Here is a 25,890-nt window from a genome sequence, read left to right as displayed (position 1 = left end):
CCCCGACCCACCACCCGGCGTCAGGCGCTACGCGCACCCCCCACACCCGCGCAGGCCGCCGCAGGCACAAGGCCGCGCGCCCAAGCCGCACAGCGGCGAGGGCGCGCGGCCGTGGAGATCACTCGTCGTCCGACGCCTCCGCCGCGGCGTCCGCCTCGGCCTCCGACGCCGTGGTCGCCCCGTCCGCTTCCAGCAGCCGGCCCAGCTGGCGCCCACTGATCCGCTTGAACTTCCGCTTCTGCGGCCGCGTACGGTCCAGCACCGCCACTTCCAGCCGCTCCGCGGGAATCTCCCGCTCGCTGCCGTTCGTGTCGCGGGACAGCGCCTGCACCGCCAGCCTCAGCGCCTCGGCCAGCGTCATACCGTCCTGGTGCCGCTGGTCCAGATAACTGCTGATCTGCTCCGCGTTGCCCCCCACCGCGACCGAGCCGTGCTCGTCCACGATGGAGCCGTCATGCGGCAACCGGTAGATCTGGTCGCCCTCGGGCGTCTCCCCGACCTCCGCGACGACCAGCTCCACCTCGTACGGCTTCTCCGCCGCGCTGGAGAAGATCGTGCCCAGCGTCTGCGCGTACACGTTCGCCAGGCCCCGGGCCGTCACATCGCCCCGGTCGTAGGTGTAACCCCGCAGGTCGGCGTAGCGCACGCCGCCGATCCGCAGGTTCTCGTACTCGTTGTACTTGCCGGCGGCCGCGAAGCCGATCCGGTCATAGATCTCGCTGAACTTGTGCAGCGCACGGGACGGGTTCTCCCCGACGAACACGATGCCGTCGGCGTACTGCAGCACGACCAGGCTGCGACCACGGGCGATGCCCTTGCGGGCGTACTCCGCCCGGTCGGCCATCGCCTGCTGGGGTGAGACATAGAACGGCGTCGACACCGGTTATCCGTCCCTCTCTTGAAGATTCCGTCGGTTCACTGGACCACCCTCATGAAGACAGCCCGCTGCTCACAGCAGCGCGGCCCGCGGACCGTCGGGCTGCTCCAGCCGCCGCTCCAGAACCGACCGCGCGATCTCGGACGACTCGTTCTCGGAGAGCCGGCGGAAGCCGTCCTCGGTGATCACGGTGACGATGGGATAGATCCGGCGGGCGACATCGGGACCGCCGGTCGCCGAGTCGTCGTCTGCCGCGTCGTAGAGCGCCTGGACCACGAGCGTCGTGGCCTCGGCCTCGCTCAGGTCGTCCCGGAAGAGCTTCTTCATGGCGCCGCGGGCGAAGATCGACCCGGAACCGGTGGCCGCGAAGTTCTGCTCCTCGGAGCGCCCGCCCGTGACGTCGTAGGAGAAGATCCGGCCCTTCTCCCGGTCCACGTCGTACCCGGCGAACAGCGGGACGACGGCCAGCCCCTGCATGGCCATGGCGAGATTCGAGCGGATCATCGTCGACAGCCGGTTCGCCTTGCCCTCCAGCGACAGCTGCGCGCCCTCGACCTTCTCGAAGTGCTCAAGCTCTAGCTGGAACAGCTTCACCATCTCCACGGCCAGACCCGCCGTACCGGCGATGCCCACGGCCGAGTACTCGTCGGCCGGGAAGACCTTCTCGATGTCCCGCTGCGCGATGACGTTGCCCATGGTGGCCCGCCGGTCACCGGCGAGGACGACGCCGCCGGGGAACGTCACGGCCACGATCGTCGTGCCGTGCGGCGCCTCGATCGCCCCCTGCACCGGCGGCAACTTCTTGTTGCCCGGCAGCAGTTCGGGCTGGTGATCGGAGAGGAAATCCATGAAGGAGGAAGACCCTGGCGTCAGGAAGGCAGCTGGTAGACGCCCGGTGCTACGAGTGTTGGCTTCCACGCGATTCCTTCCACGTATGCGACAGCCCGCCCTGTGACGTCGGGCCGATCCTTGGAACAACCCCGGTCCGGTTGCGACCGGGGGCTCGGTATGCCACGGACCCTACCCGTCCTTCGGCGGTGATCCACATGCCCGGCGGGACCAACTCCGCGGGAGCCGCGCCGCACTTGCCGGCCCCCCTGCCCGGCGGGCCACCGGGCTCCGGGCGCCACCGACGCCCGGAGCGCCGCACACGAGGGCATCACGTCCTGCGGTGCCCCGCGCGCAGCGCTCCGCGCTCGGCTCGTCCATCACTCACGACACCCCGTTCACCTTCGGAACGAAGGCTCAGGCGCCTTACTGGCCACCCTTTTGAACGAAGGACCGCACGAAGTCCTCGGCGTTCTCCTCGAGGACGTCGTCGATCTCGTCCAGAACCGAGTCCACGTCGTCGCTCAGCTTCTCGTGACGCTCCTTGACGTCCTCCGAAGCCTGCGCCTCTGCCGCCTGCTCCTCGACCTCCTCGGTGGACCGGGTGGCCTTCTGCTGTCCGCCGCCGGTGTCCTTGGTCGCCATATCCCTCACCCCGCTCGGTTCGCCCGACACAGTTGCTCGGTCAAGATCAGACCCTACTCGCCGGGTCTGACAATGGCCCCGCTGTTGCTCCAACGTACGGGGACCACCTCGATGATTCCCGGACCTGGGATTTTCCACCCTGTCCGGCGGGCCCCACCCGAGTACCCGTTCACCGCGCTCACCCGCCCGAAAGGACCCTGACCAGGTCTTCCGCGGTGCGGCAGCGGTCGAGCAGCTCCTTGACGTGATTACGCGTTCCGCGAAGCGGTTCCAGGGTTGGAACGCGCTGGAGGGAGTCCCGGCCCGGCAGGTCGAAGATCACCGAGTCCCAGGACGCCGCCGCCACGTCGTCCGCGTACTGCTCCAGGCAGCGGCCGCGGAAGTAGGCGCGCGTGTCCTCCGGCGGCGCCGTACGGGCCCGCTCGACGTCCGCCTCGTCCAGCAGCCGCTTCATGCGCCCGCGGGCCACCAGACGGTTGTACAGGCCCTTCTCGGGCCGTACGTCGGCGTACTGCAGGTCGACCAGGTGCAGCCGCGCCGCGTCCCAGTCGAGGCTGTCCCGGCGCCGGTAGCCCTCCATGAGCTCCCGCTTGGCGACCCAGTCCAGCTCTCCGGCCAGGCTCATCGGGTCGTGCTCCAGACGGGTGAGGGTGTCCTCCCAGCGCGAGAGGACGTCCTTGGTCTGGTCGTCGGCGTCCGCGCCGAACCGCTCCTCCACGTACTTGCGCGCGAGCTCGTAGTACTCCATCTGAAGCTGGACCGCCGTGAGCGTACGGCCGCTGCGCAGCGTGATCAGGCGCTTCAGGGAGGGGTCGTGCGAGACCTGGTGGAGGGTGCGCACGGGCTGGTCGACGGCCAGGTCGACGGCGATGAAACCGTCCTCGATCATCGACAGGACCAGGGAGGTCGTCCCCAGCTTGAGGTACGTCGAGATCTCCGACAGGTTCGCGTCGCCGATGATCACGTGCAGCCGGCGGTACTTCTCGGCGTCCGCGTGCGGCTCGTCGCGGGTGTTGATGATCGGGCGCTTGAGCGTGGTCTCCAGGCCGACCTCGACCTCGAAGTAGTCGGCACGCTGGCTGAGCTGGAAGCCGTGCTCGTGCCCGTCCTGGCCGATGCCGACGCGGCCCGCGCCGGTGAAGACCTGGCGGGAGACGAAGAACGGCGTCAGGTGGCGCACGATGTCCGAGAAGGGGGTCTCCCGCTTCATCAGGTAGTTCTCGTGCGTGCCGTAGGACGCGCCCTTGTTGTCGGTGTTGTTCTTGTACAGGTGGATCGGCTGGGCACCGGGCAGCTGAGCGGCCCGTTCCGCGGCCTCCGCCATGATCCGCTCGCCGGCCTTGTCCCAGAGGACGGCGTCCCGCGGGTTGGTCACCTCGGGGGCGCTGTACTCGGGGTGTGCGTGGTCGACGTAGAGCCGTGCGCCATTGGTGAGGATCACGTTGGCCAGGCCGATGTCCTCGTCGGTGAGCTGGCTGGAGTCGGCGGCCTCGCGGGCGAGGTCGAAGCCTCGGGCGTCCCGCAGCGGGTTCTCCTCCTCGAAGTCCCAGCGGGCCCGGCGGGCCCGGTGCATCGCCGCCGCGTAGGCGTTCACGATCTGGGACGAGGTGAGCATGGCATTGGCGTTGGGGTGGCCGGGGACGGAGATTCCGTACTCCGTCTCGATGCCCATTACTCGCCGTACGGTCATGCGGCCCTCCTTGCCCGGCGGCGCCCTCGGTCGTGGGCGCCACTCAGATACCGCTGGCGCTCGGTTGCGTGTGCGGTGCCCGTCCCCGCACTGCGCGACTTGGCGGTACGCAAGAGCCTAGAACGCCTTTGCGCTGGTGGGGAGATCATTTGCGTCATTGCGTTGCTCCAGCCGTGGCCTGAAAAACAGTCGGCTGCGGGTACCCGCCGAGGGCACCCGCAGCCGCCCTGCCTTTTACAGGTACTGACCGGTGTTCGCCACCGTGTCGATGGAGCGTCCGGTGTCCGCGCCCTGCTTTCCGGTGATGAGCGTACGGATGTAAACGATCCGTTCGCCCTTCTTTCCGGAGATCCGGGCCCAGTCGTCCGGGTTGGTGGTGTTGGGCAGGTCCTCGTTCTCCTTGAACTCGTCCACGCAGGCCTGGAGGAGGTGGGAGACGCGGAGGCCCTTCTGGCTCTTCTCGAGGAAGTCCTTGATCGCCATCTTCTTGGCGCGGCCCACGATGTTCTCGATCATGGCGCCGGAGTTGAAGTCCTTGAAGTAGAGAACTTCCTTGTCGCCGTTGGCGTAGGTGACCTCCAGGAAGCGGTTCTCCTCGGATTCGGCGTACATCTGTTCGACGGCCGTCTGGATCATGCTCTGGACCGTGGCGGCCTTGGACCCACTGTGCTCGGCGAGGTCTTCGCTGTGCAGGGGGAGGCGCTCGGTGAGGTACTTGCCGAAGATGTCCTTGGCCGCCTCGGCGTCCGGGCGCTCGATCTTGATCTTCACGTCCAGTCGGCCGGGACGCAGGATGGCGGGGTCGATCATGTCCTCACGGTTGGAGGCACCGATCACGACCACGTTCTGCAGGCCCTCCACGCCGTCGATCTCGGCGAGCAGCTGCGGGACGATGGTGTTCTCCACGTCCGAGCTGACACCGGAGCCACGGGTGCGGAAGAGGGACTCCATCTCGTCGAAGAAGACGATGACCGGGGTGCCCTCGCTGGCCTTCTCACGGGCCCGCTGGAAGACGAGGCGGATCTGCCGCTCCGTCTCACCGACGTACTTGTTCAGGAGCTCGGGGCCCTTGATGTTGAGGAAGAAGCTCTTGCCGGCGGCCTGGCCGGTCACCTCGGCGACCTTCTTGGCCAGCGAGTTGGCCACGGCCTTGGCGATCAGGGTCTTACCGCATCCGGGGGGCCCGTACAGCAGGACACCCTTCGGCGGCCGCAGTTCGTGCTCCTTGAACAGGTCCGGGTAGAGGTACGGGAGCTCGACCGCGTCGCGGATGGCCTCGATCTGGCCGCCGAGGCCGCCGATCTGCTCGTAGCCGATGTCGGGGACCTCTTCGAGGACGAGCTCCTCGACCTCGCTCTTGGGCACGACCTCGTAGACGTAGCCGGAGCGGGGTTCGAGCAGGAGGGCGTCGCCGGGGCGGATGGTGACGTCCAGCAGCGGCTCGGCGAGCCGTACCACCCGCTCCTCGTCGGTGTGCCCGAGCACCAGGGCCCGCTCGCCGTCCTCGAGGATCTCCTTGAGTGTGACGATGTCGCCGACGCGCTCGAACTCCATGGCGTCGACCACGTTGAGCGCTTCGTTGAGCATCACTTCCTGGCCGCGCCGGAGCTCGTCGAGCTCGACGCTGGGGCTGACGTTCACCCTGAGCTTGCGGCCGCCGGTGAAGATGTCGGCGGTGCCGTCCTCGTTGGCCGTCAGGAAGACACCGAAGCCGGCCGGCGGCTGCGCGAGCCGGTCGACTTCCTCCTTGAGGGCCACGATCTGGTCACGGGCCTCACGGAGCGTGTTGGCGAGCCGCTCGTTCTGCGCGGACACGCCGGCCAGATTGGTCTGCAGCTCGACGATCCGCTCTTCGAGAATCCTCGTGTGTCGCGGAGAGTCGGCGAGCTTGCGTCGCAGGACGGCGATCTCCTGCTCAAGGTAGGCGATCTGCCCGGCCGGGTCGTCGGACCCGCGTCCCGGGCGGATGCCGCGGTTCATGTCGTCGTCGTGGGCTGCCACGGTCCTCACCTCCTCCAAGGGGAGCTGGACGCTTCCAGACCCTACCTGGGCGGGTGTCGATTGAAACCCCTAGATCACAAAGACGGTCGGGGTGTGTCCGATCTTCACCCTTGCGCTCTCCCTCACGCCAGGGGAATACCCAGCGAACATGATTGGAACCCAGCCTCAGGTACGGTCGAAGCGTTCAACACCCGTCAGAGCTGGCCGGATTCCCGATACGGCTCGACGTATGAAACGGCAGGAGACATGAGCGTGCAGCAGGAGGCCGGGGTCGAGGGCGAGGCACTGGAGGTCTGGATCGACCAGGACCTGTGTACCGGTGACGGGATCTGCGCCCAGTACGCGCCCGAGGTGTTCGAGCTGGACATCGACGGTCTGGCCTATGTGAAGAGCCCCGACGACGAGTTGCTCCAGGACAAGGGCGCGACAACGCCCGTTCCGCTGCCGCTTCTCACGGACGTGATCGACTCGGCGAAGGAGTGTCCGGGCGACTGCATCCACGTACGTCGGGTTTCGGACAGGACCGAAGTTTACGGGCCGGACGCGGAGTGACTACTTCTCTACGTACCGTCACTACTGTCTGATATCTCACACGCGGGGGCTCAGTAGCCTCACACGCTGCGGGCACCGGCCGGTGCCGAGCGCACGAACGCGCCGTCCTGCCAACGCCATTTCGCGTCGCTGCGCACATCGGGGCAGCAACGCGGCACATCGGACGACGAGTAGCCGAGGAGCGCGGCCGTGACGGCGCCGTCGCGCACGGCGACGTCGCTGACGGTGGTGCCGTCCTTGGGGTCGAGCAGGTTCGCCACCACACGCGGTGCGCCGCCGTCCCGGCCCCGGGTGAGGACGTACACGCCGTCCGGCGGGGTGCCCATCGGGGAGTCGCAGTGGACCACGGCCACCGTCTCGGGGTTGCCGTCGCCGTCGAGGTCGCCGGAGACCTTCTTCTCCACCACGGCCTTCACCGGGCCGCACTCGAGGGGGAACTCCACCACGGCCGGGTCGGGCGCGGCCACGTTCGCCGGCGCGCTTCTGGTCTCGGGGGCGGACGGCTGGGCCGCCGTGGCCGCGCCCGGCTGGAAGAGCGAGGAGAGGGCCACGACGCCGGCGACTGCCGTCGCGGTGGCGAGCCAGTGGATGGGGCGGGTGTGGGTGTGGGCGAGCTCCGGGACGGCGGAAGGCTGCACTAGGAGTGTCTCCTGAGGGCTGTGCCGGTGGGTGGCCAAGATGGTGCCACACGTCACACCGCGAGGGAACGGCGGGGTGTGCAGGTCCTGTGCCGGGGAAGTCAGAAGGGTTACGGTCCCTGCCGCCGCGTCAGCGAGCGGGTGCCGTCGCGGGCCGCGGGGCGCCCGCGTCACGTCGGCAAGGCGGGCCGCCGGGGGTCTGTTTCAGGTCAAGGGGGATATGCACTGGTTCACCCGTCGCGGCGGCCCGGGGCAACAGGAAGGCGCCGTGACGGAGTTCCGACGGTGGGTCCGGGAACTCCGCCGCGGCGCCTGTGCGTTGTGCGGGGCGGCGGGCCGTGTCAGCGGCCGGTGCCGCCGTCGGCGTTGGGGCCGGCGTAGTCCTCGCCGTAGGCGCCCTTGGCGGGGCGGCGGCGGCGCATGGGCGGCTCGACGCCGTCGGCGAGGCGGCGGGCCGTGAGCAGGAATCCGGTGTGGCCGATCATCCGGTGGTCCGGGCGGACGGCCAGGCCCTCGATGTGCCAGTTGCGGATCATCGTCTCCCAGGAGGTCGGCTCGTTGAAGCAGCCGATCTCGCGGATGGACTCGACGGTCCGGGCGAGCTGGGTGGTGGTCGCCACGTAGCAGCACAGGATGCCGCCGGGGACCAGCGCCTTGGAGACGGCCTCCAGGCACTCCCAGGGGGCGAGCATGTCGAGGATGACGCGGTCGACGTCGGCGTCGGACAGGTTGTCCTGGAGGTCGCCGACGGTGAGCTGCCAGGCGGGGTGCGGGCCGCCGAAGTAGCGCTCCACGTTCGCCTGGGCGATCTCGGCGAAGTCCGCGCGGCGCTCGTAGCTGTGCAGCATGCCCTGGTCGCCGATGGCGCGCAGCAGGAAGCTGCTGAGCGAGCCCGAGCCGACACCGGCCTCCACGACGCGGGCGCCGGGGAAGATGTCGGCGAAGGCGAGGATCTGCCCCGCGTCCTTCGGGTAGACGACGGCTGCCCCGCGGGGCATGGACAGGACGTAGTCGGGGAGCAGGGGGCGCAGCGCGAGGTAGGCGACGTTTCCTGTGGTGCGGACAACGCTGCCCTCGGGAGCGCCGATCAGTTCGTCGTGCGGGAAGGAACCCTTGTGGGTGTGGAAGTTCTTCCCGGCCTCGAGCGTGAACGTGTAGTGGCGGCCCTTGGGGTCGGTCAGCTGTACCTGGTCCCCGACCTTGAAGGGCCCGCGCCTGCGGGCGGCACCGGTCGGTTCGGACATGTGACCAGCCTACCGGCACCTGAGAGGGCCTCCGACCACGGTCCGCCCCCTAGGAGGGACGGGCCATGGCCTTCACGAAGGCCCGTTCCACGTCGGCCGCGGACAGAACGCCGTAGATCTCGCCGGTCTCCTCGACCACCAGGTACTCGGTCGCGGGGGTCGCCCGGAGCGCGTCCAGGAGCTCCTCGCCGGACAGTTCTGCCGAGACGCGCATGCCGTCGGTCAGGTCCTGGGCGAGGCCGCTGACCGCGACCCAGGGGCGGCGGTGTTCGGGTACGCCGACGATGGCGGCCTCGCGGACGAGGGAGACGGGGTTGCCGTGGGCGTCGACGACGACCAGGGCGCGGGCGCCGGCGGCGTTGGCGCGGCGCAGGGCCTCCGAGAGCGGCGTGTGGGTCTCGACCGGGACGGCACGGCGGGTGAGCGCGCGGGCGCGCAGTTCGGGCAGGTGCTCGCGCAGGCGGGCCATGCGCAGGCTGTTGCCGGCGCCGGTCCAGATGATCGCGGCGAGGATGGCGGCGAGCAGGGCGTCCAGGACGGTGTCCATGCCGACGTTGTCCACGGCGTCGGTGCCGAGGGCGCCGGACTGGGTCAGCAGGGGCAGGCCGATCAGGACGGAGATGGCGAGGGCGCGGCCGACCCAGGCGGCGGCGACGGTGCCGGTCATGGGCCTGCCGGTGATCTTCCAGACGACCGCGCGGAGCATGCGGCCGCCGTCCAGGGGCAGGCCGGGCAGGAGGTTGAACGCGGCCACGATGAGGTTGGAGATCATCAGGCCGGCCAGCAGGACGCCCGGAACCGTGCCGGGTTCCACGGTCTGCAGGGCGCCGTAGAAGACGCCGGCCAGGACGAGGGAGAGCAGCGGTCCGACGAAGGCGAGCACGAACTCCCGGCCGGGGGTCTCGGCCTCCTTCTCGATCTCGGAGACGCCGCCGAAGAACTGGAGCTGGATGCGGCGGACGGGGAGCTTGAAGCGGAGGGCGGCGACCGTGTGGGCCAGCTCGTGCACCAGCACCGACGCGTAGAAGGCGACCGCGAAGAACAGGGAGACCAGGTAGCGGGCTGCGCCGAGCTCGGGCAGCACGCGCTCCAGCTGTCCGCCGAACACCCAGGTGATCAGCGCGGCGACGAGGAACCAGCTGGGCGCGACGTAGACGGGCACGCCGAACGGCCGCCCCATCAGCAGCCCGCCGCGCGGCTCCGGTCGCTGCGGCGCGGGGCCCTTGCCGTCGGCCGAGTGCGCGAGGTGGCGGTCACCGGTGCCGGGGGTGGCGTGCCGGCTGTTCGCCTCGGGCTTGCCCGCGGCGGAGTCCGAGTACGGACCGGCGGCATAGGCACGGTCGGGGTGCGCGTCACCCTCCGCCGGCCGACTGCCGTCGTGCTCGCCGTGGGCGGGGGCCTTGCGCAGGGCATCGGGCTCGGGGCGGTCGGGGGTGGGGGCATCCGACCGGTTACTGCCGTCGTGGTCGCCGTGGGCGGGAGCCTCGCGCTGGGCATCGGCCACGGGTCGGTCCGCGGGCGCGGCGGCATCCGACCGGTTGCTGCCGTCGTGGTCGCCGCCGGTATCGGCCACAGGGTGGTCCGGGTGCACGTCCCCGTCCGTCGGCCGGCCGCCGTTGTCCTCGCCACGGGCCGGGGACTCGCGCAAGGCATCGGCCGCGGGTCGGTCCGCCGGCGCGGCGGCGTCCGCCGAACGGCTGCTGTCGTCCTCGCCGTGGGCGGGAGCCTCGCGAAGGGCCTCGGTCTGTCGGCGGTTCGCGGCGTCCCCGGAGCGGTGGCTGCCGGGGGCGTCGTGAGCGGACCGCTCGGGGCGGTCCGCGTCCGGGTCGGCCTCCGAACGGGGGCTTTCGGCGTCCCCGCGGGGGTCGGGTGACGCTTCCGGGGGGCCGTCCGCGGTGGGGGCCGGGTTCTGGCCCGATGCCGAGGGGTCCGGTCGCACGGCCGGGCGGTCGGGCCCGGGCGGCTCGTCCGCTGCCGGTTCGGGTGTCCGTCCGGACGGGCGGTCGTCCGGCCGGGTCGGCGGCGTCGCGGCAGGGGCGTCGTCGTCGCTCGTGGAGGTGAACCGCCGTACGTCCGTGGACTGTTCGTCGGCGGGGGTCGGGTCGGTGGCCCGGGCCGGAGGCCCTGCGTGGCGCTCGGCCGACTCCTCGTTGCCGGACCGCGGCTGCCCGCGCCCGCCGCTCTCGTCCACCGGTGTCCCCTCGTTCGCATCGTCTCCCGCGCCTGCCGGACGGGAGGGTCTCGAGTCGATGGTATGCGTCCGTCGAGGTGCCTTCCGCCCCGGCACCCCTGAGTTTCCCTCGGTCCCGCCACCTCACTCCTGCCCACGGCGTGACCGCGCCTGGGTCACTGTCAGTGGCGGCCCGTATGGTCTGGGGCATGGAGACGAGCACCGAGGGCGCGGCGCAGCCCGACAGCAACCCTGCCGCGGCGGTGGATCCGCCGGCCCAGGCCGGGCCTGTGGAGGCGGCCGTCGAGACGGCGGAGACAGCAGTGGACACGGCGGCCGAGACCGCGCCGCACGAGACCGCGGCCGAGACCGCGCCCCGGGCCATACCGCCCGCCTCGCTGTCCCCCTCGCGTGCCAGTGACTTCATGCAGTGCCCGCTGCTCTACCGCTTCCGGGTCATCGACCGGCTGCCGGAGAAGCCGAGCGAGGCGGCGACCAGGGGCACGCTGGTGCATGCGGTCCTGGAGCGCCTCTTCGACGCCCCGGCGGCCGAGCGCACGGCGCCCCGGGCGAAGTCGCTGGTCCCGGGCCAGTGGGACCGGCTGCGGGAGACGCGGCCGGAGGTCGTGGAGCTGTTCGCCGACGATCCGCAGGGCGAGCGGCTGGCGCGCTGGCTGGGCGAGGCCGAGCAGCTCGTCGAGCGCTGGTTCACCCTGGAGGACCCCAGCCGGCTGGAGCCCGCCGAGCGGGAGCTGTTCGTCGAGGCCGAGCTGGAGTCCGGGCTGCGGCTGCGCGGCATCATCGACCGGGTCGACGTGGCGCCCACGGGCGAGGTCCGGATCGTCGACTACAAGACGGGGAAGGCCCCCAGGCCCGAGTACTCCGAGGGCGCCCTGTTCCAGATGAAGTTCTACGCCCTCGTCGTCTGGCGGCTGAAGAACGTGGTCCCGAGGCGGCTCCAGCTGGTCTATCTCGGCAGCGGCCAGGTGCTGACGTACGACCCCGTCCTCGCCGACCTGGAGCGGGTCGAGCGCAAGCTGCTCGCGCTGTGGGAGGCGATCCGGCTGGCGACCGAGACGGGCGACTGGCGGCCGCGCCCCACGAAGCTGTGCGGCTGGTGCGACCACCAGGCCCACTGCCCGGAGTTCGGCGGCACTCCCCCGCCGTACCCGCTGCCGCTGCCCCTGCGGGCGACCGGCCAGGGCGGCTGAGTCCGGCGCCCCCGCGCAGGGCAGAATGGGGCCGGACTAGCGAAGGAGACTTACGTGGCCATCCGCGTCCTACTGGTCGACGACCAGCCACTGCTCCGTACGGGCTTCCGGATGATCCTGGAGGCCGAGCAGGACCTCGCGGTCGTCGGCGAGGCCGGAGACGGCCTCCAGGCTCTGGACCAGGTGCGGGCGCTGCAGCCCGACGTGGTCCTGATGGACATCCGTATGCCGCGGATGGACGGCGTGGAGGCGACCCGTCAGATCACCGGCCCCGGGCGGGACGGTCCGGCGAAGGTCCTGGTGCTGACCACCTTCGACCTCGACGAGTACGTGGTGGAGGCGCTGCGGGCCGGCGCCAGCGGCTTCCTGCTGAAGGACGCCCCGGCCAACGAGCTGGTGCAGGCGATCCGGGTCGTGGCCGCGGGCGAGGCGATGCTCGCGCCGAGCATCACCAGGCGGCTGCTCGACAAGTACGCCACGCATCTGCCGTCGGGCGAGGAGCCGGTGCCGGACACGCTGCACACGCTCACCGACCGCGAGGTGGAGGTGCTGAAGCTGGTGGCGCGCGGGCTGTCCAATGCGGAGATCGCGGCGGACCTGTTCGTCAGCGAGACCACCGTCAAGACGCACGTCGGGCATGTGCTGACCAAGCTGGGCCTGCGCGACCGCGTGCAGGCCGCGGTGTACGCGTACGAGAGCGGACTGGTGCGCCCCGGCGCGCAGTAGACACCCGCACACCGGACACACAGAGGGCGCCCCCTGCTCGGCAGGGGGCGCCCTCTTCCATCACGCACGCGGGTGCGTCAGGCGTCCTTGCTCAGCTCCCAGAAGCGGAACACGGTGGACGCGTCGAGGCAGTACTCCAGTCCGTAGACGCCGTCGCGGACGACCGCGTACTGCTTGGCCTGCCACACCGGCAGGACGGGCAGTTCGTCGGCGACGATGTCCTGGAGCTCGCCGAACTCCTGGTCCGTGGCGGCACGGTTGGTCACGGCGGCGGTGCGCGGGATGAGCGTGCCGGTGATGGTGCCGTTGTCGTAGTTGTTGCCCAGCACGTTGCCCTTGCCGAAGAAGGGGGCCGTGAAGTTGTCGGCGTCCGGGTAGTCGGGCACCCAGCCCTTCACGTAGACGCCGTACTTGCCGGCGGCGATGTCCTTCTCGTACTGGCCGAAGGGGACGGACTTGACGGTGGCGTCGAACAGGCCGCTCGCGTTGAGCTGGCCGGCGATGGCGTTCAGCTCCTGGTCGGTGGCGGGGCCGTAGCGGGACGGCGTGGACCAGAGGGTCAGCTTCACCTTGCCGCTGATGCCGTCGGCGCGCAGCGCGTCGGCCGCCTTGGACCGGGAGGGGCGGGCGCCGTAGGTGTCGAAGAAGGCCGTGTTGTGGCCGGCGATTCCCGCCGGGATGATCGAGTAGAGCGGGGTCGCGGTGCCCTGGTAGACGTCCTTGATGAGGGCTTCGCGGTCGAGCAGATGGGCGATGGCCTTGCGTACGCCGGCCTTTCCGGCGACCGGGTCGTTCATGTTGAACACCAGGTGCTGCACCTCGGCGCTGCTGCCCTCGACGACCTCCACGCCGGTGCCGTCGTCGGCCTTCTCCATGTCCGCGATGTCGCCGGCGGTCAGGCCGCGGTAGGCGATGTCGACGTCCCCGGCCTGGATCGCCTGCTTCAGGGCGGTCTGGTCGCCGTCGAAGAACTTGAGCGTCACGCCCGCGTTCTTCACCTCGGCGGTGCCCTTGTAGTTCTTGTTGACGGAGAACACGGCCTGCTCGTCGTCGATCGAGTCGAGCTGGTAGGGGCCGGAGCCGACGGCCTTGCCGTCCTTGCGCAGCCCGTCCGCGTCGTACTGGCGGTGGTCGACGATGGAGCCGGCGCCGGAGGCGACCTTGCTCGGGAACGTGGCGTCGGCCGTGTTGAGCCGGAAGACGACCGTCTTCGCGTCCGGCGTCTCGACCTTGTCCAGCGTGGGGAACATGATCGCGGGCCCGTCGGGGTCGTTGATCTTCAGCATGCGGTCGAAGGAGAACTTGACGTCCTCCGAGGTGAGCGCGTCACCGTTGCTGAACTTCAGGCCGTCCTTCAGCGTGCACTTGTAGACCGTGGTCTGCGTGTCGGTGAAGGAGCAGCTCTCGGCGGCCTCCGGCTGGGGTTCCGTGGCGCCCTTGGGGAAGCTCAGCAGCGACTGGAAGACGTTGTTGAACAACAGCCAGGAGCCGGGGTCGTAGCCGGAGGCCGGGTCGGTGGCCAGGACGTCGTCGGACATCCCCACCACCACGTTGGAGCCGTCCCCCGCGGAGTCTCCGGTTTCCGTGCCACAGCCGGTCAGCAGGCCGGAGGCGAGCCCCGCCACGAGGGGCAGGACCGGCCACTGGTTGCGTATGTTCACGTGTGTGCCCTGTCGTCGGTTCTCGAGAACGCCCGGAGCATGTCCCTGGCTCCGGGGCACGGTTCCCCGGGGCCGCGGTCACCGGCCCCGGAGTTCCAGTGGGTCCGTCAGCCGCTCACACCCCGGCCGAGCTCCCACAGCTGGAGCGTCGACGAGGAGTTGAGGGCGTACGCGGTACCCGTGATGTCGTCGCGCGCGGCGACGTACTGCTTGCCCTGCCAGAGCGGCAGCACCGGCACGTCGGAGGCGACGATGTCCTGAATGTCCGTCAGGCTGGTGGCGGCGGACAGCCGGTCCGCCTCACGGCGGGACTCCGGAATCAGGGTGCTCCGGATCTGGCTGTTGTCGTACGGCGAGCCGAGGGTGTTGTCCTTGTCCAGGAACGGCGCGAGGAAGTTGTCAGCGTCCGGGAAGTCCGGGAACCAGCCCATGCCGTAGACGTCGTACTCACCCTTCTTCTCAGCCGGGCGGAAGGTGTCCCACGGTGCGCCCTTGATGCTGACGTCGAACAGGCCGCTGGAGTTCAGCTGGTCGCGGAGGACCTCGAACTCCTGCTTGGTGGCCGGACCGTAGTGGTCGGTCGTGTAGTGCAGCGTGAGCTTCACCGGGGTGGTGACGTTCGCCTGGTTCAGCAGCGAGCGCGCCTTGGTGACGCTCGGGTCGCCGTACTTGTTGAAGAACGAGTTGGAGTGGCCGGTGACGCTGGCCGGGACGAGCGAGTACAGCGGCTCGGCCTGGGACCCGTAGACCTTGGAGACCAGCGCGCTGCGGTTGACGACCTGGGCCATCGCCTGGCGCACGGCCTTGGACTTCACGGTCGGGGCGTCGGTGTTGAAGCCCAGGTAGCGGATCTCGAGGCCGGGCATCTCGACGAGGTCGATGTCGGTGTCCGCGTCGCCCGAGAGCTTGCGGATCTGCTCCGGCGACATCGCTCGGGTCATCAGGTCGATGTCGCCCTTGTTCAGCGCGGTGCCCATGGCGTCGGCGTCCTTGAAGGAGACCATCTCGACCTTGTCGTTGTTCACCGTCAGGCTCCCCTTGTAGTCGGGGTTGCGGGTGAACCGGGCCTTGACCATCTCGTTGTTCTCGACCTCGGCCTTGAGCGTGTACGGGCCGGAGCCCTCGAGGTCGAAGCCGTCGCGCAGCTTGTTCTTCGGGTAGTCGTCGGGGTCGACGATGCCGGCGACCGGGGTCGACAGCTTGTACGGAAAGGTCGCGTCGGCGGTCTTGAGGTGGAAGATGACCTCGCGGTCGCCCTGCGTCTCGACGGTGTCGATGGTGGACAGCAGCGCGAACACGCCGCTGTCGGCCTTGAGGGAACGGGCGCGGTCGATGGAGTACTTGACGTCGGCCGCGGTGACGGCGTCACCGTTGGCGAACTTCAGGCCGTCGCGCAGGGTGCAGGCGTAGCGCTCGTTGCCGGTGTCGGTGAAGCCGCAGCGCTCGGCGGCCTCGGGGACCGGCTCGCCCTCGCCGCGCGGCTGGATCATCAGGGTCTGCACGGTCTGGCGCAGGATGTTCCAGGTGCCGACGTCGTAGGCGTACGCCGGGTCGAGGGGTGCGGGGGCGTCCTTCGAGGCGGTGAACCGGTCCGTGGTGCCGACGACGATCGCGTCGCCGTTGTCGCTCCCGCTGTCGGACCCGCCGCAGGCGGCGAGCACCGGCGCGAGCAGGCCGATCACGGCCGGCAGCACCAAAGTCTTGCGGTTCATGCTCGAGTTTCTCCAGAGCTGTCGACTCCGTGTACCCGGCATGCAGGGGTGGCGCAGCGGATCACGGGGGTGGGGCGATGTTCTCGCGTCGAGATTAGTCGCGGTCGGCAGGAGGGTTCGCCGCCACCGGAGTTGAGCACCCATCACGCTGCGGAACCGGGCGTGGACGCACCGAAAACCCGACAGCGGAAGCTTTGGTGCAGCGTTCCACCAATCGGGACACAAGGGCACGCCGACAGCCCCCTTGAGGGGGTGCGCAGCACGCGCCGGACCTGCTGTCGACCCCGGACCGCGTGGGGAACGTCACACCCGTAAACGGGTGCGAGGGTACGGGAATTCGATCCTCCGAGGAGTTCGAATTCACCTTCGGAATTACCGTCCTAACACCGCTGCACGCTGGGTGAACACCTAGCGCATTTCCGTCATCAGGCCGTGCAGAAATGTCAGGTCGACCTCTTCCAGAGAGGTGACGACCGTGCGCCTGAGGGCCGGGGCGATCGGGGCCACGGAGGGCACCGCCACGACGTGGCAGCCCGCGGCCTCGGCCGCGGCGACTCCGGTCGCGGTGTCCTCGATGACGGCGCACCGGGCGGGCTCGGCGCCGAGTCCGGCGGCGGCCGCCAGGTACGGGTCGGGGTGGGGCTTGGTGCGGGGGACCTCGTCACCGGCCACCGTGAGGTGGAAGTGGTGCGCGCCCAGAGAGGTCAGCACCCGGTCGATGATGCGCCGGTGCGAGGCGGAGACCAGGGCCGTGGGGATCTCGTACTCGTACAGCTCGGCCAGCAGCCGGCCGGCGCCGGGCATCAGCGGCAGGGTGCGGCCGATGCGGTCCTCGAAGCCGTCGTTCAGCAGCACCGTGAGCTCGTCGAGGGTGATGTCCGCGCCGGTGGCCTCGATCAGGAACCCCGCGCTGCGGGTCATGGGGCCGCCGACCACGACATGGCGCCAGGACTCGTCGAGCCTGTGGCCGAGGGAGGCGAAGACCTCGACCTCGACGTCCCACCAGAAGCCCTCCGTGTCCACCAGGGTGCCGTCCATGTCGAGGAGCACGGCTTGCAGAGCTGAACCTTCGGCCGTAAGGGTGCCGAGCGCGGGGACCGTACTGGTCATCCACGTACCTCCTTGAGGGACGTTCAGGCCGGTTCCCGGGAGGGAACCGGCCTGCGGTGGACCGACCAGTCTACGTCGTGCGCGGACGAAACGCTTCTTTTGGCCACCGGGCGCCCGGGAGGGGCTCAGCGGGCGTTGAAGTACTTCGCCTCCGGGTGGTGGATCACGATGGCGTCCGTGGACTGCTCGGGGTGCAGCTGGAACTCCTCGGACAGGTGGACGCCGATGCGCTCCGGCTGGAGCAGGTCGGCGATCTTCGCGCGGTCCTCCAGGTTGGGGCAGGCTCCGTAGCCGAGGGAGAAGCGGGCGCCCCGGTACTTCAGCTCGAACATGCCCTGCATCTCGTCCGGGTCCTCGCCGGCGAAGCCGAGTTCGGAGCGCACGCGCGCGTGCCAGTACTCGGCGAGCGCCTCGGCCAGCTGCACGGACAGGCCGTGCAGTTCGAGGTAGTCGCGGTAGGCGTTGGCCTCGAAGAGCCGCGCGGTCTCCTCGCCGATGCGCGAGCCGACGGTGACGACCTGGAGGCCCACAACGTCGATCTCGCCGGACTCCTCCGGGCGGAAGAAGTCGGCCAGGCACAGGCGCCGGCCGCGGCGCTGGCGCGGGAAGGTGAAGCGGGTGCGCTCGTTGCCCTGCTCGTCCAGGATGATCAGGTCGTCGTCCTTGGAGACGCACGGGAAGTAGCCGTAGACCACGGCCGCCTCCAGCAGGTTCTCCGTCTGAAGCCGGTCCAGCAGCCCGCGCAGCCGGGGCCGGCCCTCGCTCTCGACGAGCTCCTCGTACGACGGGCCCTCGCCGGTGCGGGCCTGCCTGAGGCCCCACTGGCCCTTGAACAGGGCGCCCTCGTCGAGCCAGCTCGCGTACTCCTTGAGCTGGATGCCCTTGATCACGCGGGTGCCGCGGAAGGGCGGCTCGGGGACGGGGTTGTCGGTGGCGACGTCGGAGCGGACGTGCCCCTCCTCGGGGCGCTCCTCGACCGCGGCCGGGGCGGTGGCCCGCACACGGCGCTGCTTCAGCTCGGGCAGCTTCGCACCGGGCACGCCCCGCTTGACGCCGATCAGGGCGTCCATCAGGCGCAGGCCCTCGAAGGCGTCGCGGGCGTAGCGGACCTCGCCCTGATAGATCTCGTGCAGGTCCTGCTCGACGTAGGCGCGGGTGAGGGCGGCACCGCCGAGGATCACCGGGAAGCGGGCGGCGAGTCCCCGGGTGTTGAGCTCCTCCAGGTTCTCCTTCATGATCACGGTGGACTTGACCAGGAGACCGGACATGCCGATGACGTCGGCCTTGTGCTCCTCGGCGGCGTCCAGGATCGCGGAGACCGGCTGCTTGATGCCCAGGTTGACGACGTTGTAGCCGTTGTTGGTCAGGATGATGTCGACGAGGTTCTTGCCGATGTCGTGCACGTCGCCGCGCACGGTGGCGAGCACGATGGTGCCCTTGCCGGCCTCGTCGGTCTTCTCCATGTGCGGTTCGAGGTGGGCGACGGCCGTCTTCATCACCTCGGCGGACTGCAGGACGAACGGCAGCTGCATCTGGCCGGAGCCGAACAGCTCGCCGACGACCTTCATGCCCTCCAGCAGGGTCTCGTTGACGATGTCCAGGGCCGGGCGGGACTGCAGGGCCTCGTCGAGGTCGGCCTCCAGGCCGTTCTTCTCGCCGTCGATGATGCGCCGCTTCAGGCGCTCGTCCAGCGGCAGGGCGGCCAGCTCCTCGGCCTTGCCCGCCTTGAGGGACTTGGCGGTGGCGCCCTCGAACAGCTGCATCAGCTTCTGGAGGGGGTCGTAGCCCTCGGCGCGGCGGTCGTAGATCAGGTCCAGAGCCGTCTGGACCTCCTCCTCGCTGAAGCGGGCGATCGGCAGGATCTTGCTCGCGTGCACGATCGCCGAGTCCAGGCCCGCCTTGACGCACTCGTCGAGGAAGACGGAGTTGAGCAGGATGCGGGCGGCCGGGTTGAGGCCGAAGGAGATGTTGGACAGGCCCAGGGTGGTCTGCACCTTCGGGTGGCGCCGCTTCAGCTCGCGGATGCCCTCGATGGTGGCGATGCCGTCCTTGCGGGACTCCTCCTGGCCGGTGCAGATGGTGAAGGTCAGGCAGTCGACGAGGATGTCCTCCTCGTGGATGCCCCAGTTCTCCGTCAGGTCGTCGATGAGCCGTTCGGCGATCTCGACCTTCTTCTCGGCGGTGCGGGCCTGGCCCTCCTCGTCGATGGTCAGCGCGATGAGGGCGGCACCGTGCTCCCTGGCGAGCTGGGTGACCTTCGCGAAGCGGGACTCGGGTCCGGCGCCGTCCTCGTAGTTCACCGAGTTGATCACCGCGCGGCCGCCGAGCTTCTCCAGACCGGCCCGGATCACCTCGACCTCGGTGGAGTCCAGCACGATCGGCAGCGTGGAGGCGGTGGCGAAGCGGCCGGCCAGTTCCTCCATGTCGGCGACGCCGTCGCGGCCGACGTAGTCCACGCACAGGTCGAGCATGTGCGCGCCCTCGCGGATCTGCTCCCGGGCCATCTCCACGCAGTCGTCCCAGCGGCCGTCCAGCATGGCCTCGCGGAACTTCTTCGAGCCGTTGGCGTTGGTGCGCTCGCCGATGGCCAGGTAGGAGGTGTCCTGCCGGAACGGGACCGACTGGTACAGCGACGCCGCGCCCGGCTCGGGCTGCGGGGCGCGCTCGCTCGGGGTGACGTCCCGGACGCGCTCGACCAGCTGCCGCAGGTGCTCCGGCGTGGTGCCGCAGCAGCCGCCGACCAGGGACAGGCCGTAGTCCCGGACGAAGTTCTGCTGGGCGTCGGCCAGGCCCTGGGGATCGAGCGGGAAGTGGGCGCCGTCCTTGGTGAGGATCGGCAGACCGGCGTTCGGCATGCACAGCAGCGGGATCCGCGAGTGGCGCGTCAGATAGCGCAGGTGCTCGCTCATCTCGGCCGGACCGGTCGAGCAGTTCAGGCCGATCATGTCGATGCCGAGGGGCTCCAGCGCGGTCAGCGCCGCGCCGATCTCGGAGCCGAGCAGCATGGTGCCGGTGGTCTCGAAGGCCATCGAGCACAGCAGGGGCACCTCGACGCCGGTGGCCTCCATGGCCCGGCGGGCGCCGAGGACGGAGGCCTTCGTCTGGAGCAGGTCCTGCGTGGTCTCCACGAGCAGCGCGTCGGCGCCGCCGGCGAGCAGGCCCTCGGCGTTGGCCTGGTAGCCGTCGCGGATGGCGCCGTAGGTGACGTGGCCGAGCGTGGGCAGCTTGGTGCCGGGGCCGATCGAGCCGAGCACCCAGCGCGGCCGGCCGTCCCGGGCGGCGTACTCGTCGGCCGCCTCGCGGGCGATCCGGGCACCCGCCTCGGACAGTTCGTGCACCCGGTCGGAGATCTCGTACTCCGCCGCGGCCGTGTGGTTGGCGCCGAAGGTGTTGGTCTCGACGCAGTCGACGCCGACCGCGAAGTACGCGTCGTGGACGGAACGGACGATGTCCGGCCGGGTCAGGTTGAGGATCTCGTTACAGCCTTCGAGATTCTCGAAGTCCTCGAGCGTCGGGTCCTGCGCCTGGAGCATGGTGCCCATGGCCCCGTCGGCCACGACCACACGGCTGGCCAGGGCCTCTCGGAGGGCGGACACGCGGGTCCGGCTGTCGGAAGGGGTCGGTGGCAACGAGGCCATGTAAAGGGCTCCCTCGAGTGCGACGGCTGTCGGCTATGCGGCTTCCCGGACACACGGGGGGCATCCGGGGGAACGGCGCACGGCGCCAGCGTAACCGGGCGCGGCCCGGGATGGGCAGGGCGTCCACGGGACGGACGCGCATGGCGTCCCGAATCGCCCTTGTGGCACTGATGTCCCACTGCTGTGGCCCTCGTGAGCCATTCGTGACGACCCGCCGGCGCAACAAATGGTGACCCGCCATTAGCGAGAGGTCGGCATCGACCGGTAGTGTTCGGCATTGCCGAACAAAGGCTGCGGGCGCCGCTGGTCGGCGGTCGAAGGGGACGGAGGCAGTACGGCGATGGCACGGAACATCCAGTCGCTCGAACGGGCGGCCGCGATGCTGCGGCTGCTCGCGGGCGGCGAGCGGCGGCTCGGCCTGTCGGACATCGCCTCGTCGCTGGGCCTGGCCAAGGGCACCGCCCACGGGATCCTGCGCACCCTCCAGCAGGAGGGCTTCGTGGAGCAGGACGACACCTCCGGGCGCTACCAGCTCGGCGCGGAGCTGCTGCGCCTGGGCACCACCTACCTCGATGTGCACGAGCTGCGGGCGCGGGCCCTGGTGTGGACCGACGACCTGGCCCGCTCCAGCGGCGAGAGCGTCTACCTGGGCGTGCTGCACCAGCAGGGCGTGCTGATCGTGCACCACGTCTTCCGGCCCGACGACAGCCGGCAGGTCCTGGAGATCGGGGCCATGCAGCCGCTGCACTCCACGGCGCTGGGCAAGGTCCTCTCCGCCTACGACCCGGTGGCGCACAGCGAGGCCCTGGAGGCCGACCGCAAGGCGTTCACGGACCGGACCGTGTGCGAGCCGGAGGACTTCGAGCACATCCTCGACGTCACCCGCGCGCGTGGGTACGCGGCGGACGTCGAGGAGACCTGGGAGGGCGTCGCCTCCCTCGCCGCGCCCATCCACGACCGGCGGCGCATGCCGGTCGGCGCGGTCGGCATCACGGGCGCCGTGGAACGGCTGTGCCGGCCCGACGAAGAGCGGGCGCTGCGCCCCGAGCTGATCGCGGCGGTCCGGGACTGCGCCCGCGCGGTCTCGCGGGATCTGGGTGCCGGGCGGTTCTGACAGGACACGCAAGGACCGGGGCGTCACAGGGCGCTCCGGTCCTCGGCATGCCCGCGCACGGGCCACCGGCGAGCTGCGCTGGAGATCCACGAGGCCGCGGCGATCAGTAACGATCGTGTTTTCGACAACACAGCCCTTGACGTGCTCGTAACGCCGAAGCAAGACTCCCGTCCATCGGTCGACATTGTCGAACAGCTACCGGCAATACGCGCTAGAGTGTGACAACGCCAGGCCGGTATCAAGAACTTCACCCCTGGACGAAGGACAAAGGAGTCGCGGGTGTCCAGCTCCGACATCTTCATCGGCGAGACCATCGGTACCGCCATACTCATCCTCCTCGGCGGCGGAGTGTGCGCCGCCGTCACACTGAAGGCCTCCAAGGCCCGGAACGCCGGCTGGCTCGCCATCACCTTCGGGTGGGGCTTCGCGGTGCTCACGGCGGTCTACACCTCGGCGCCGCTGTCCGGCGCCCATCTGAACCCGGCCGTCACCCTCGCGATCGCGATCAAGGACGGCGACTGGAAGAACGTCCCGGTCTACTGGGCCGGACAGATCCTCGGCGCCATGATCGGTGCCGCCCTGGTCTGGATCGCCTACTACGGCCAGTTCCACGCCCACCTCACCGACCGGGAGATCGTCGGCGGTCCGGGCGCGCAGGACACGGCCAAGGCCGTCGAGGCCCAGGAGAAGGCCGCCGGCCCCGTGCTGGGCATCTTCTCCACGGGGCCCGAGGTCCGGGTCGCCTGGCAGAACGTCGCCACGGAGATCATCGGCACCGTCGTGCTGGTGCTCGCCGTGCTCACCCAGGGCCTGAACGACAAGGGCAACGGCCTGGGCACGCTGGGCGCGCTGATCACCGCGCTCGTGGTGGTGTCCATCGGCCTGTCCCTCGGCGGCCCGACGGGCTACGCGATCAACCCGGCGCGTGACCTCGGTCCGCGCATCGTGCACGCGCTGCTGCCCCTGCCCAACAAGGGCGGCTCCGACTGGGGCTACGCCTGGGTCCCGGTGGTCGGTCCGCTGATCGGCGGCGCCATCGCGGCAGGCATCTACAACGTCGCATTCGCCTAGAAGCAATCCTCGCGCCCTGCGCGAAACTTCCAGCACGCGCCGTACGTAAAGCCCCTTAAACCCGGAATTATCAGGAGCACACAGTGACCGACGCGCACACCGCCGGCCCCTTCATCGCCGCCATCGACCAGGGCACCACCTCCTCCCGCTGCATCGTCTTCGACCGCGACGGCCGGATCGTGTCCGTCGACCAGAAGGAACACGAGCAGATCTTCCCGAAGCCGGGCTGGGTCGAGCACAACGCCACCGAGATCTGGACCAACGTCCAGGAGGTCGTCGCCGGGGCCATCGAGAAGGCCGGCATCACCCGCGACGACATCAAGGCCATCGGCATCACCAACCAGCGCGAGACGACCGTGCTGTGGGACAAGAACACCGGCGAGCCCGTCCACAACGCCATCGTCTGGCAGGACACCCGCACCGACGCCCTGTGCCGAGAGCTCGGCCGCAACGTCGGCCAGGACCGCTTCCGCCGCGAGACGGGCCTGCCCCTCGCCTCCTACTTCGCCGGCCCGAAGGCCCGCTGGCTGCTCGACAACGTCGACGGACTGAAGGAGCGCGCCGAGGCGGGCGACATCCTCTTCGGCACCATGGACAGCTGGGTCATCTGGAACCTGACCGGCGGTGTCGACGGCGGCAAGCACGTCACGGACGTCACCAACGCCTCCCGCACGATGCTGATGAACCTCCACACCATGGAGTGGGACGACAAGATCTGCGAGTCGATCGGCGTCCCGAAGCAGATCCTGCCCGAGATCCGCTCCTCCGCCGAGGTGTACGGCGAGATCACCGGCGGCAAGCTCGGCGACCTGCTCGGCGGCATCCCGGTCGCCTCCGCGCTCGGCGACCAGCAGGCGGCCCTGTTCGGCCAGACGTGTTTCGCCGAGGGCGAGACCAAGTCGACGTACGGCACCGGCACCTTCATGGTGATGAACACCGGTGACAAGATCATCAACTCGTACAGCGGCCTGCTGACCACCGTCGGCTACAAGATCGGCGACCAGGACACGGTCTACGCCCTGGAGGGCTCGATCGCCGTCACCGGTTCGCTGGTGCAGTGGATGCGCGACCAGATGGGCCTGATCTCCACGGCCGCCGAGATCGAGACGCTCGCGCTGTCGGTCGAGGACAACGGCGGTGCCTACTTCGTGCCGGCCTTCTCCGGCCTGTTCGCCCCGTACTGGCGCTCCGACGCCCGCGGTGTGATCGCCGGCCTGACCCGGTACGTCACCAAGGCGCACCTGGCCCGTGCCGTCCTGGAGGCCACCGCCTGGCAGACCCGCGAGATCGCCGACGCCATGACGAAGGACTCCGGCGTGGAGCTGGCCGCCCTGAAGGTCGACGGCGGCATGACCTCCAACAACCTGCTGATGCAGACCCTCGCCGACTTCGTGGACGCCCCCGTGGTGCGTCCGATGGTCGCCGAGACCACCTGCCTCGGCGCCGCCTACGCCGCCGGCCTCGCCGTCGGCTTCTGGAACAGCACCGACGACCTGCGCGCCAACTGGCGCCGGGCCGCCGAGTGGACCCCCCGCATGGACGCGGACACCCGCGCCCGTGAGTACAAGAACTGGCTCAAGGCCGTCGAGCGGACCATGGGCTGGCTCGAGGACGAGGAGTAAGAAACCGCATGACCAGTCAGTCCACCCTGCAGTCCGTGCCTGCCCTGGGGACGCACCCGGCCTCCGGCTCGAACCCGAGCCGAGCCGAGACCAGGGAGCAGCTCGCCAAGGCGTCGTACGACCTTCTCGTGATCGGCGGCGGCATCCTGGGCATCTCCACCGCCTGGCACGCCGCGCAGTCCGGCCTCAGGGTGGCTCTGGTCGACGCCGGTGACTTCGCCGGTGCCACCTCCTCCGCCTCCTCCAAGCTGCTCCACGGCGGTCTGCGCTACCTGCAGACCGGCGCGGTGAAGCTGGTGGCGGAGAACCACTTCGAGCGCCGTGCGGTCTCCCGGCAGGTGGCGCCCCACCTGGCGAACCCGCTCACGTTCTACCTCCCCGTGTACAAGGGCGGGCCGCACGGCGCGGCGAAGCTCGGGGCGGGCGTCTTCGCCTACTCCGCGCTGTCGGCCTTCGGTGACGGCGTCGGGCACCTGCTCTCGCCGGCCAAGGCCGCGCAGGACGTGCCCGAGCTGCGCACCGAGAACCTCAAGGCCGTGGCCGTGTACGGCGACGACCAGATGAACGACGCGCGCATGGCGCTGATGACGGTCCGCGGCGCTGTCGAGGCGGGCGCGGTCGTCCTCAACCACGCCGAGGTGACGGGCCTGCGCTTCACCCAGGGCCGCGTCACCGGCGCCGAGCTCAGGGACCGCCTCTCCGGCGACGAGTTCGGCGTCAGCGCCCGGCTGGTGCTGAACGCGACCGGCCCGTGGGTCGACCACCTGCGGAAGATGGAGGACCCGAACGCGGCGCCGTCCATCCGCCTGTCGAAGGGCGCGCACCTGGTCCTGAAGCGCACCTCCCACTGGAAGGCCGCGCTCGCCACCCCGATCGACAAGTACCGCATCACCTTCGCCCTCCCGTGGGAGGACATGCTGCTCCTCGGCACCACGGACGAGGAGTTCGAGGGCGACCCGGCGGACGTCGCGGTCACCGAGAAGGACATATCCCAGATCCTCGACGAGGCCGCCTTCTCCGTCCGCGAGCAGCAGCTGAGCCGCGACCTGATCACGTACTCCTTCGCCGGTCTGCGGGTGCTGCCGGGCGGCCCCGGCGACACCGCGAAGGCCAAGCGCGAGACGGTGGTGACCGAGGGCAAGGGCGGCATGCTGTCCGTCGCGGGCGGCAAGTGGACCACCTTCCGCCACATCGGCCGGACCATCATGCAGAAGCTGGAGTCGCTGCCGGGCCACCCGCTGGGCGACGACTTCGAGCCCATCAGCTCGCTGCCGAAGAAGCTGCCGCTGCCCGGCATCGCCAACCCGCGCGCGGTCGCCCACCGGCTGCTGACCGACCGCCCGGCGCCCGGCCCGCGCATGGCCGCCGACACCGCCCGGC

The 25,890-nt window shown here is 70.1% G+C and carries 18 protein-coding genes and 1 pseudogene; 7 read left to right on the top strand and 12 right to left on the bottom strand.

Going from position 1 to position 25,890, the window contains the following annotated elements; all coding sequences use genetic code 11:
- Positions 1-118 precede the first annotated feature (118 nt).
- From prcA to arc, 5 genes are all read right to left on the bottom strand, one after another.
- Positions 119-880, bottom strand: a complete 762-nt coding sequence (prcA, locus tag CCL05_RS32435) for a proteasome subunit alpha (protein WP_086564246.1) — start codon at positions 878-880, stop codon at positions 119-121.
- Positions 881-949: 69 nt separating this feature from the next.
- A complete protein-coding gene (gene prcB / locus CCL05_RS32430; RefSeq protein ID WP_086564245.1) occupies positions 950-1,795 on the bottom strand; it encodes a proteasome subunit beta in 846 nt (281 codons plus the stop codon).
- A 336-nt stretch (positions 1,796-2,131) separates the two neighbouring features.
- Positions 2,132-2,350, bottom strand: a complete 219-nt coding sequence (locus CCL05_RS32425; protein WP_010045349.1) for a ubiquitin-like protein Pup — start codon at positions 2,348-2,350, stop codon at positions 2,132-2,134.
- Between the two features lie 178 nt (positions 2,351-2,528).
- Positions 2,529-4,040: a depupylase/deamidase Dop gene (dop, locus tag CCL05_RS32420; protein ID WP_341868291.1), complete on the bottom strand. Its 1,512-nt coding sequence runs from the start codon at positions 4,038-4,040 to the stop codon at positions 2,529-2,531.
- A 234-nt stretch (positions 4,041-4,274) separates the two neighbouring features.
- Positions 4,275-6,041: a proteasome ATPase gene (gene arc / locus CCL05_RS32415; protein ID WP_086564244.1), complete on the bottom strand. Its 1,767-nt coding sequence runs from the start codon at positions 6,039-6,041 to the stop codon at positions 4,275-4,277.
- 246 nt (positions 6,042-6,287) lie between these two features.
- Here arc and CCL05_RS32410 point away from each other — a divergent pair, with 246 nt between their 5' ends.
- On the top strand, positions 6,288-6,593 hold the full coding sequence (locus tag CCL05_RS32410) for a ferredoxin (protein ID WP_086564243.1): 306 nt from the start codon (positions 6,288-6,290) through the stop codon (positions 6,591-6,593).
- A 59-nt stretch (positions 6,594-6,652) separates the two neighbouring features.
- Here the strand turns inward: CCL05_RS32410 and CCL05_RS32405 are convergent, their stop codons facing one another.
- From CCL05_RS32405 to CCL05_RS32395, 3 genes are all read right to left on the bottom strand, one after another.
- Complete coding sequence (locus CCL05_RS32405) at positions 6,653-7,231, bottom strand: hypothetical protein (protein ID WP_086564242.1); 579 nt, start codon at positions 7,229-7,231, stop codon at positions 6,653-6,655.
- 341 nt (positions 7,232-7,572) lie between these two features.
- Positions 7,573-8,475 (bottom strand): tRNA (adenine-N1)-methyltransferase, encoded by a 903-nt coding sequence (locus CCL05_RS32400; RefSeq protein WP_020274881.1) that lies wholly within the window; start codon positions 8,473-8,475, stop codon positions 7,573-7,575.
- Between the two features lie 49 nt (positions 8,476-8,524).
- Positions 8,525-9,979, bottom strand: coding sequence for a site-2 protease family protein (locus tag CCL05_RS32395; protein ID WP_425275958.1), 1,455 nt, complete (start codon positions 9,977-9,979; stop codon positions 8,525-8,527).
- An 875-nt stretch (positions 9,980-10,854) separates the two neighbouring features.
- On the opposite strand from CCL05_RS32395, the pseudogene CCL05_RS32390 reads away from it, so the two are divergent.
- Together CCL05_RS32390 and CCL05_RS32385 are read left to right on the top strand one after the other, a co-directional pair.
- Positions 10,855-11,896: pseudogene (locus tag CCL05_RS32390) on the top strand (RecB family exonuclease).
- A 14-nt stretch (positions 11,897-11,910) separates the two neighbouring features.
- Positions 11,911-12,582, top strand: coding sequence for a response regulator (locus CCL05_RS32385; RefSeq protein WP_010045368.1), 672 nt, complete (start codon positions 11,911-11,913; stop codon positions 12,580-12,582).
- A 77-nt stretch (positions 12,583-12,659) separates the two neighbouring features.
- Here CCL05_RS32385 and CCL05_RS32380 read toward each other — a convergent pair whose 3' ends face one another.
- From CCL05_RS32380 to metH, 4 genes are all read right to left on the bottom strand, one after another.
- Positions 12,660-14,243, bottom strand: coding sequence for an ABC transporter substrate-binding protein (locus CCL05_RS32380; protein WP_086564240.1), 1,584 nt, complete (start codon positions 14,241-14,243; stop codon positions 12,660-12,662).
- Between the two features lie 107 nt (positions 14,244-14,350).
- Positions 14,351-15,955 carry an ABC transporter substrate-binding protein gene (locus CCL05_RS32375; protein WP_086564239.1) on the bottom strand — a complete coding sequence of 535 codons (1,605 nt, stop codon included), beginning with the start codon at positions 15,953-15,955 and terminating at the stop codon, positions 14,351-14,353.
- A gap of 408 nt (positions 15,956-16,363) precedes the next feature.
- Positions 16,364-17,065, bottom strand: coding sequence for an HAD family hydrolase (locus CCL05_RS32370; protein WP_086564238.1), 702 nt, complete (start codon positions 17,063-17,065; stop codon positions 16,364-16,366).
- Between the two features lie 125 nt (positions 17,066-17,190).
- Positions 17,191-20,703: a methionine synthase gene (metH, locus tag CCL05_RS32365; RefSeq protein WP_086564237.1), complete on the bottom strand. Its 3,513-nt coding sequence runs from the start codon at positions 20,701-20,703 to the stop codon at positions 17,191-17,193.
- A gap of 340 nt (positions 20,704-21,043) precedes the next feature.
- Between metH and CCL05_RS32360 the strand changes: the two genes are divergently transcribed.
- From CCL05_RS32360 to CCL05_RS32345, 4 genes are all read left to right on the top strand, one after another.
- Positions 21,044-21,817 (top strand): IclR family transcriptional regulator, encoded by a 774-nt coding sequence (locus tag CCL05_RS32360; protein ID WP_020276830.1) that lies wholly within the window; start codon positions 21,044-21,046, stop codon positions 21,815-21,817.
- A 279-nt stretch (positions 21,818-22,096) separates the two neighbouring features.
- A complete protein-coding gene (locus tag CCL05_RS32355; protein ID WP_086564236.1) occupies positions 22,097-22,888 on the top strand; it encodes an MIP/aquaporin family protein in 792 nt (263 codons plus the stop codon).
- Positions 22,889-22,971: 83 nt separating this feature from the next.
- Positions 22,972-24,510 carry a glycerol kinase GlpK gene (gene glpK / locus CCL05_RS32350; protein ID WP_086564235.1) on the top strand — a complete coding sequence of 513 codons (1,539 nt, stop codon included), beginning with the start codon at positions 22,972-22,974 and terminating at the stop codon, positions 24,508-24,510.
- Positions 24,511-24,518: 8 nt separating this feature from the next.
- The coding region (locus tag CCL05_RS32345) for a glycerol-3-phosphate dehydrogenase/oxidase (RefSeq protein ID WP_086564234.1) at positions 24,519-25,890 on the top strand (1,372 nt) is incomplete at its 3' end.

It is taken from the genome of Streptomyces africanus (genome assembly GCF_002150735.1).
GTDB classification, from domain to species: domain Bacteria; phylum Actinomycetota; class Actinomycetes; order Streptomycetales; family Streptomycetaceae; genus Streptomyces; species Streptomyces africanus.
The sequence above is the reverse complement of the archived record's forward strand: the minus strand, read 5'-3'. Positions and strand labels throughout refer to the sequence as shown.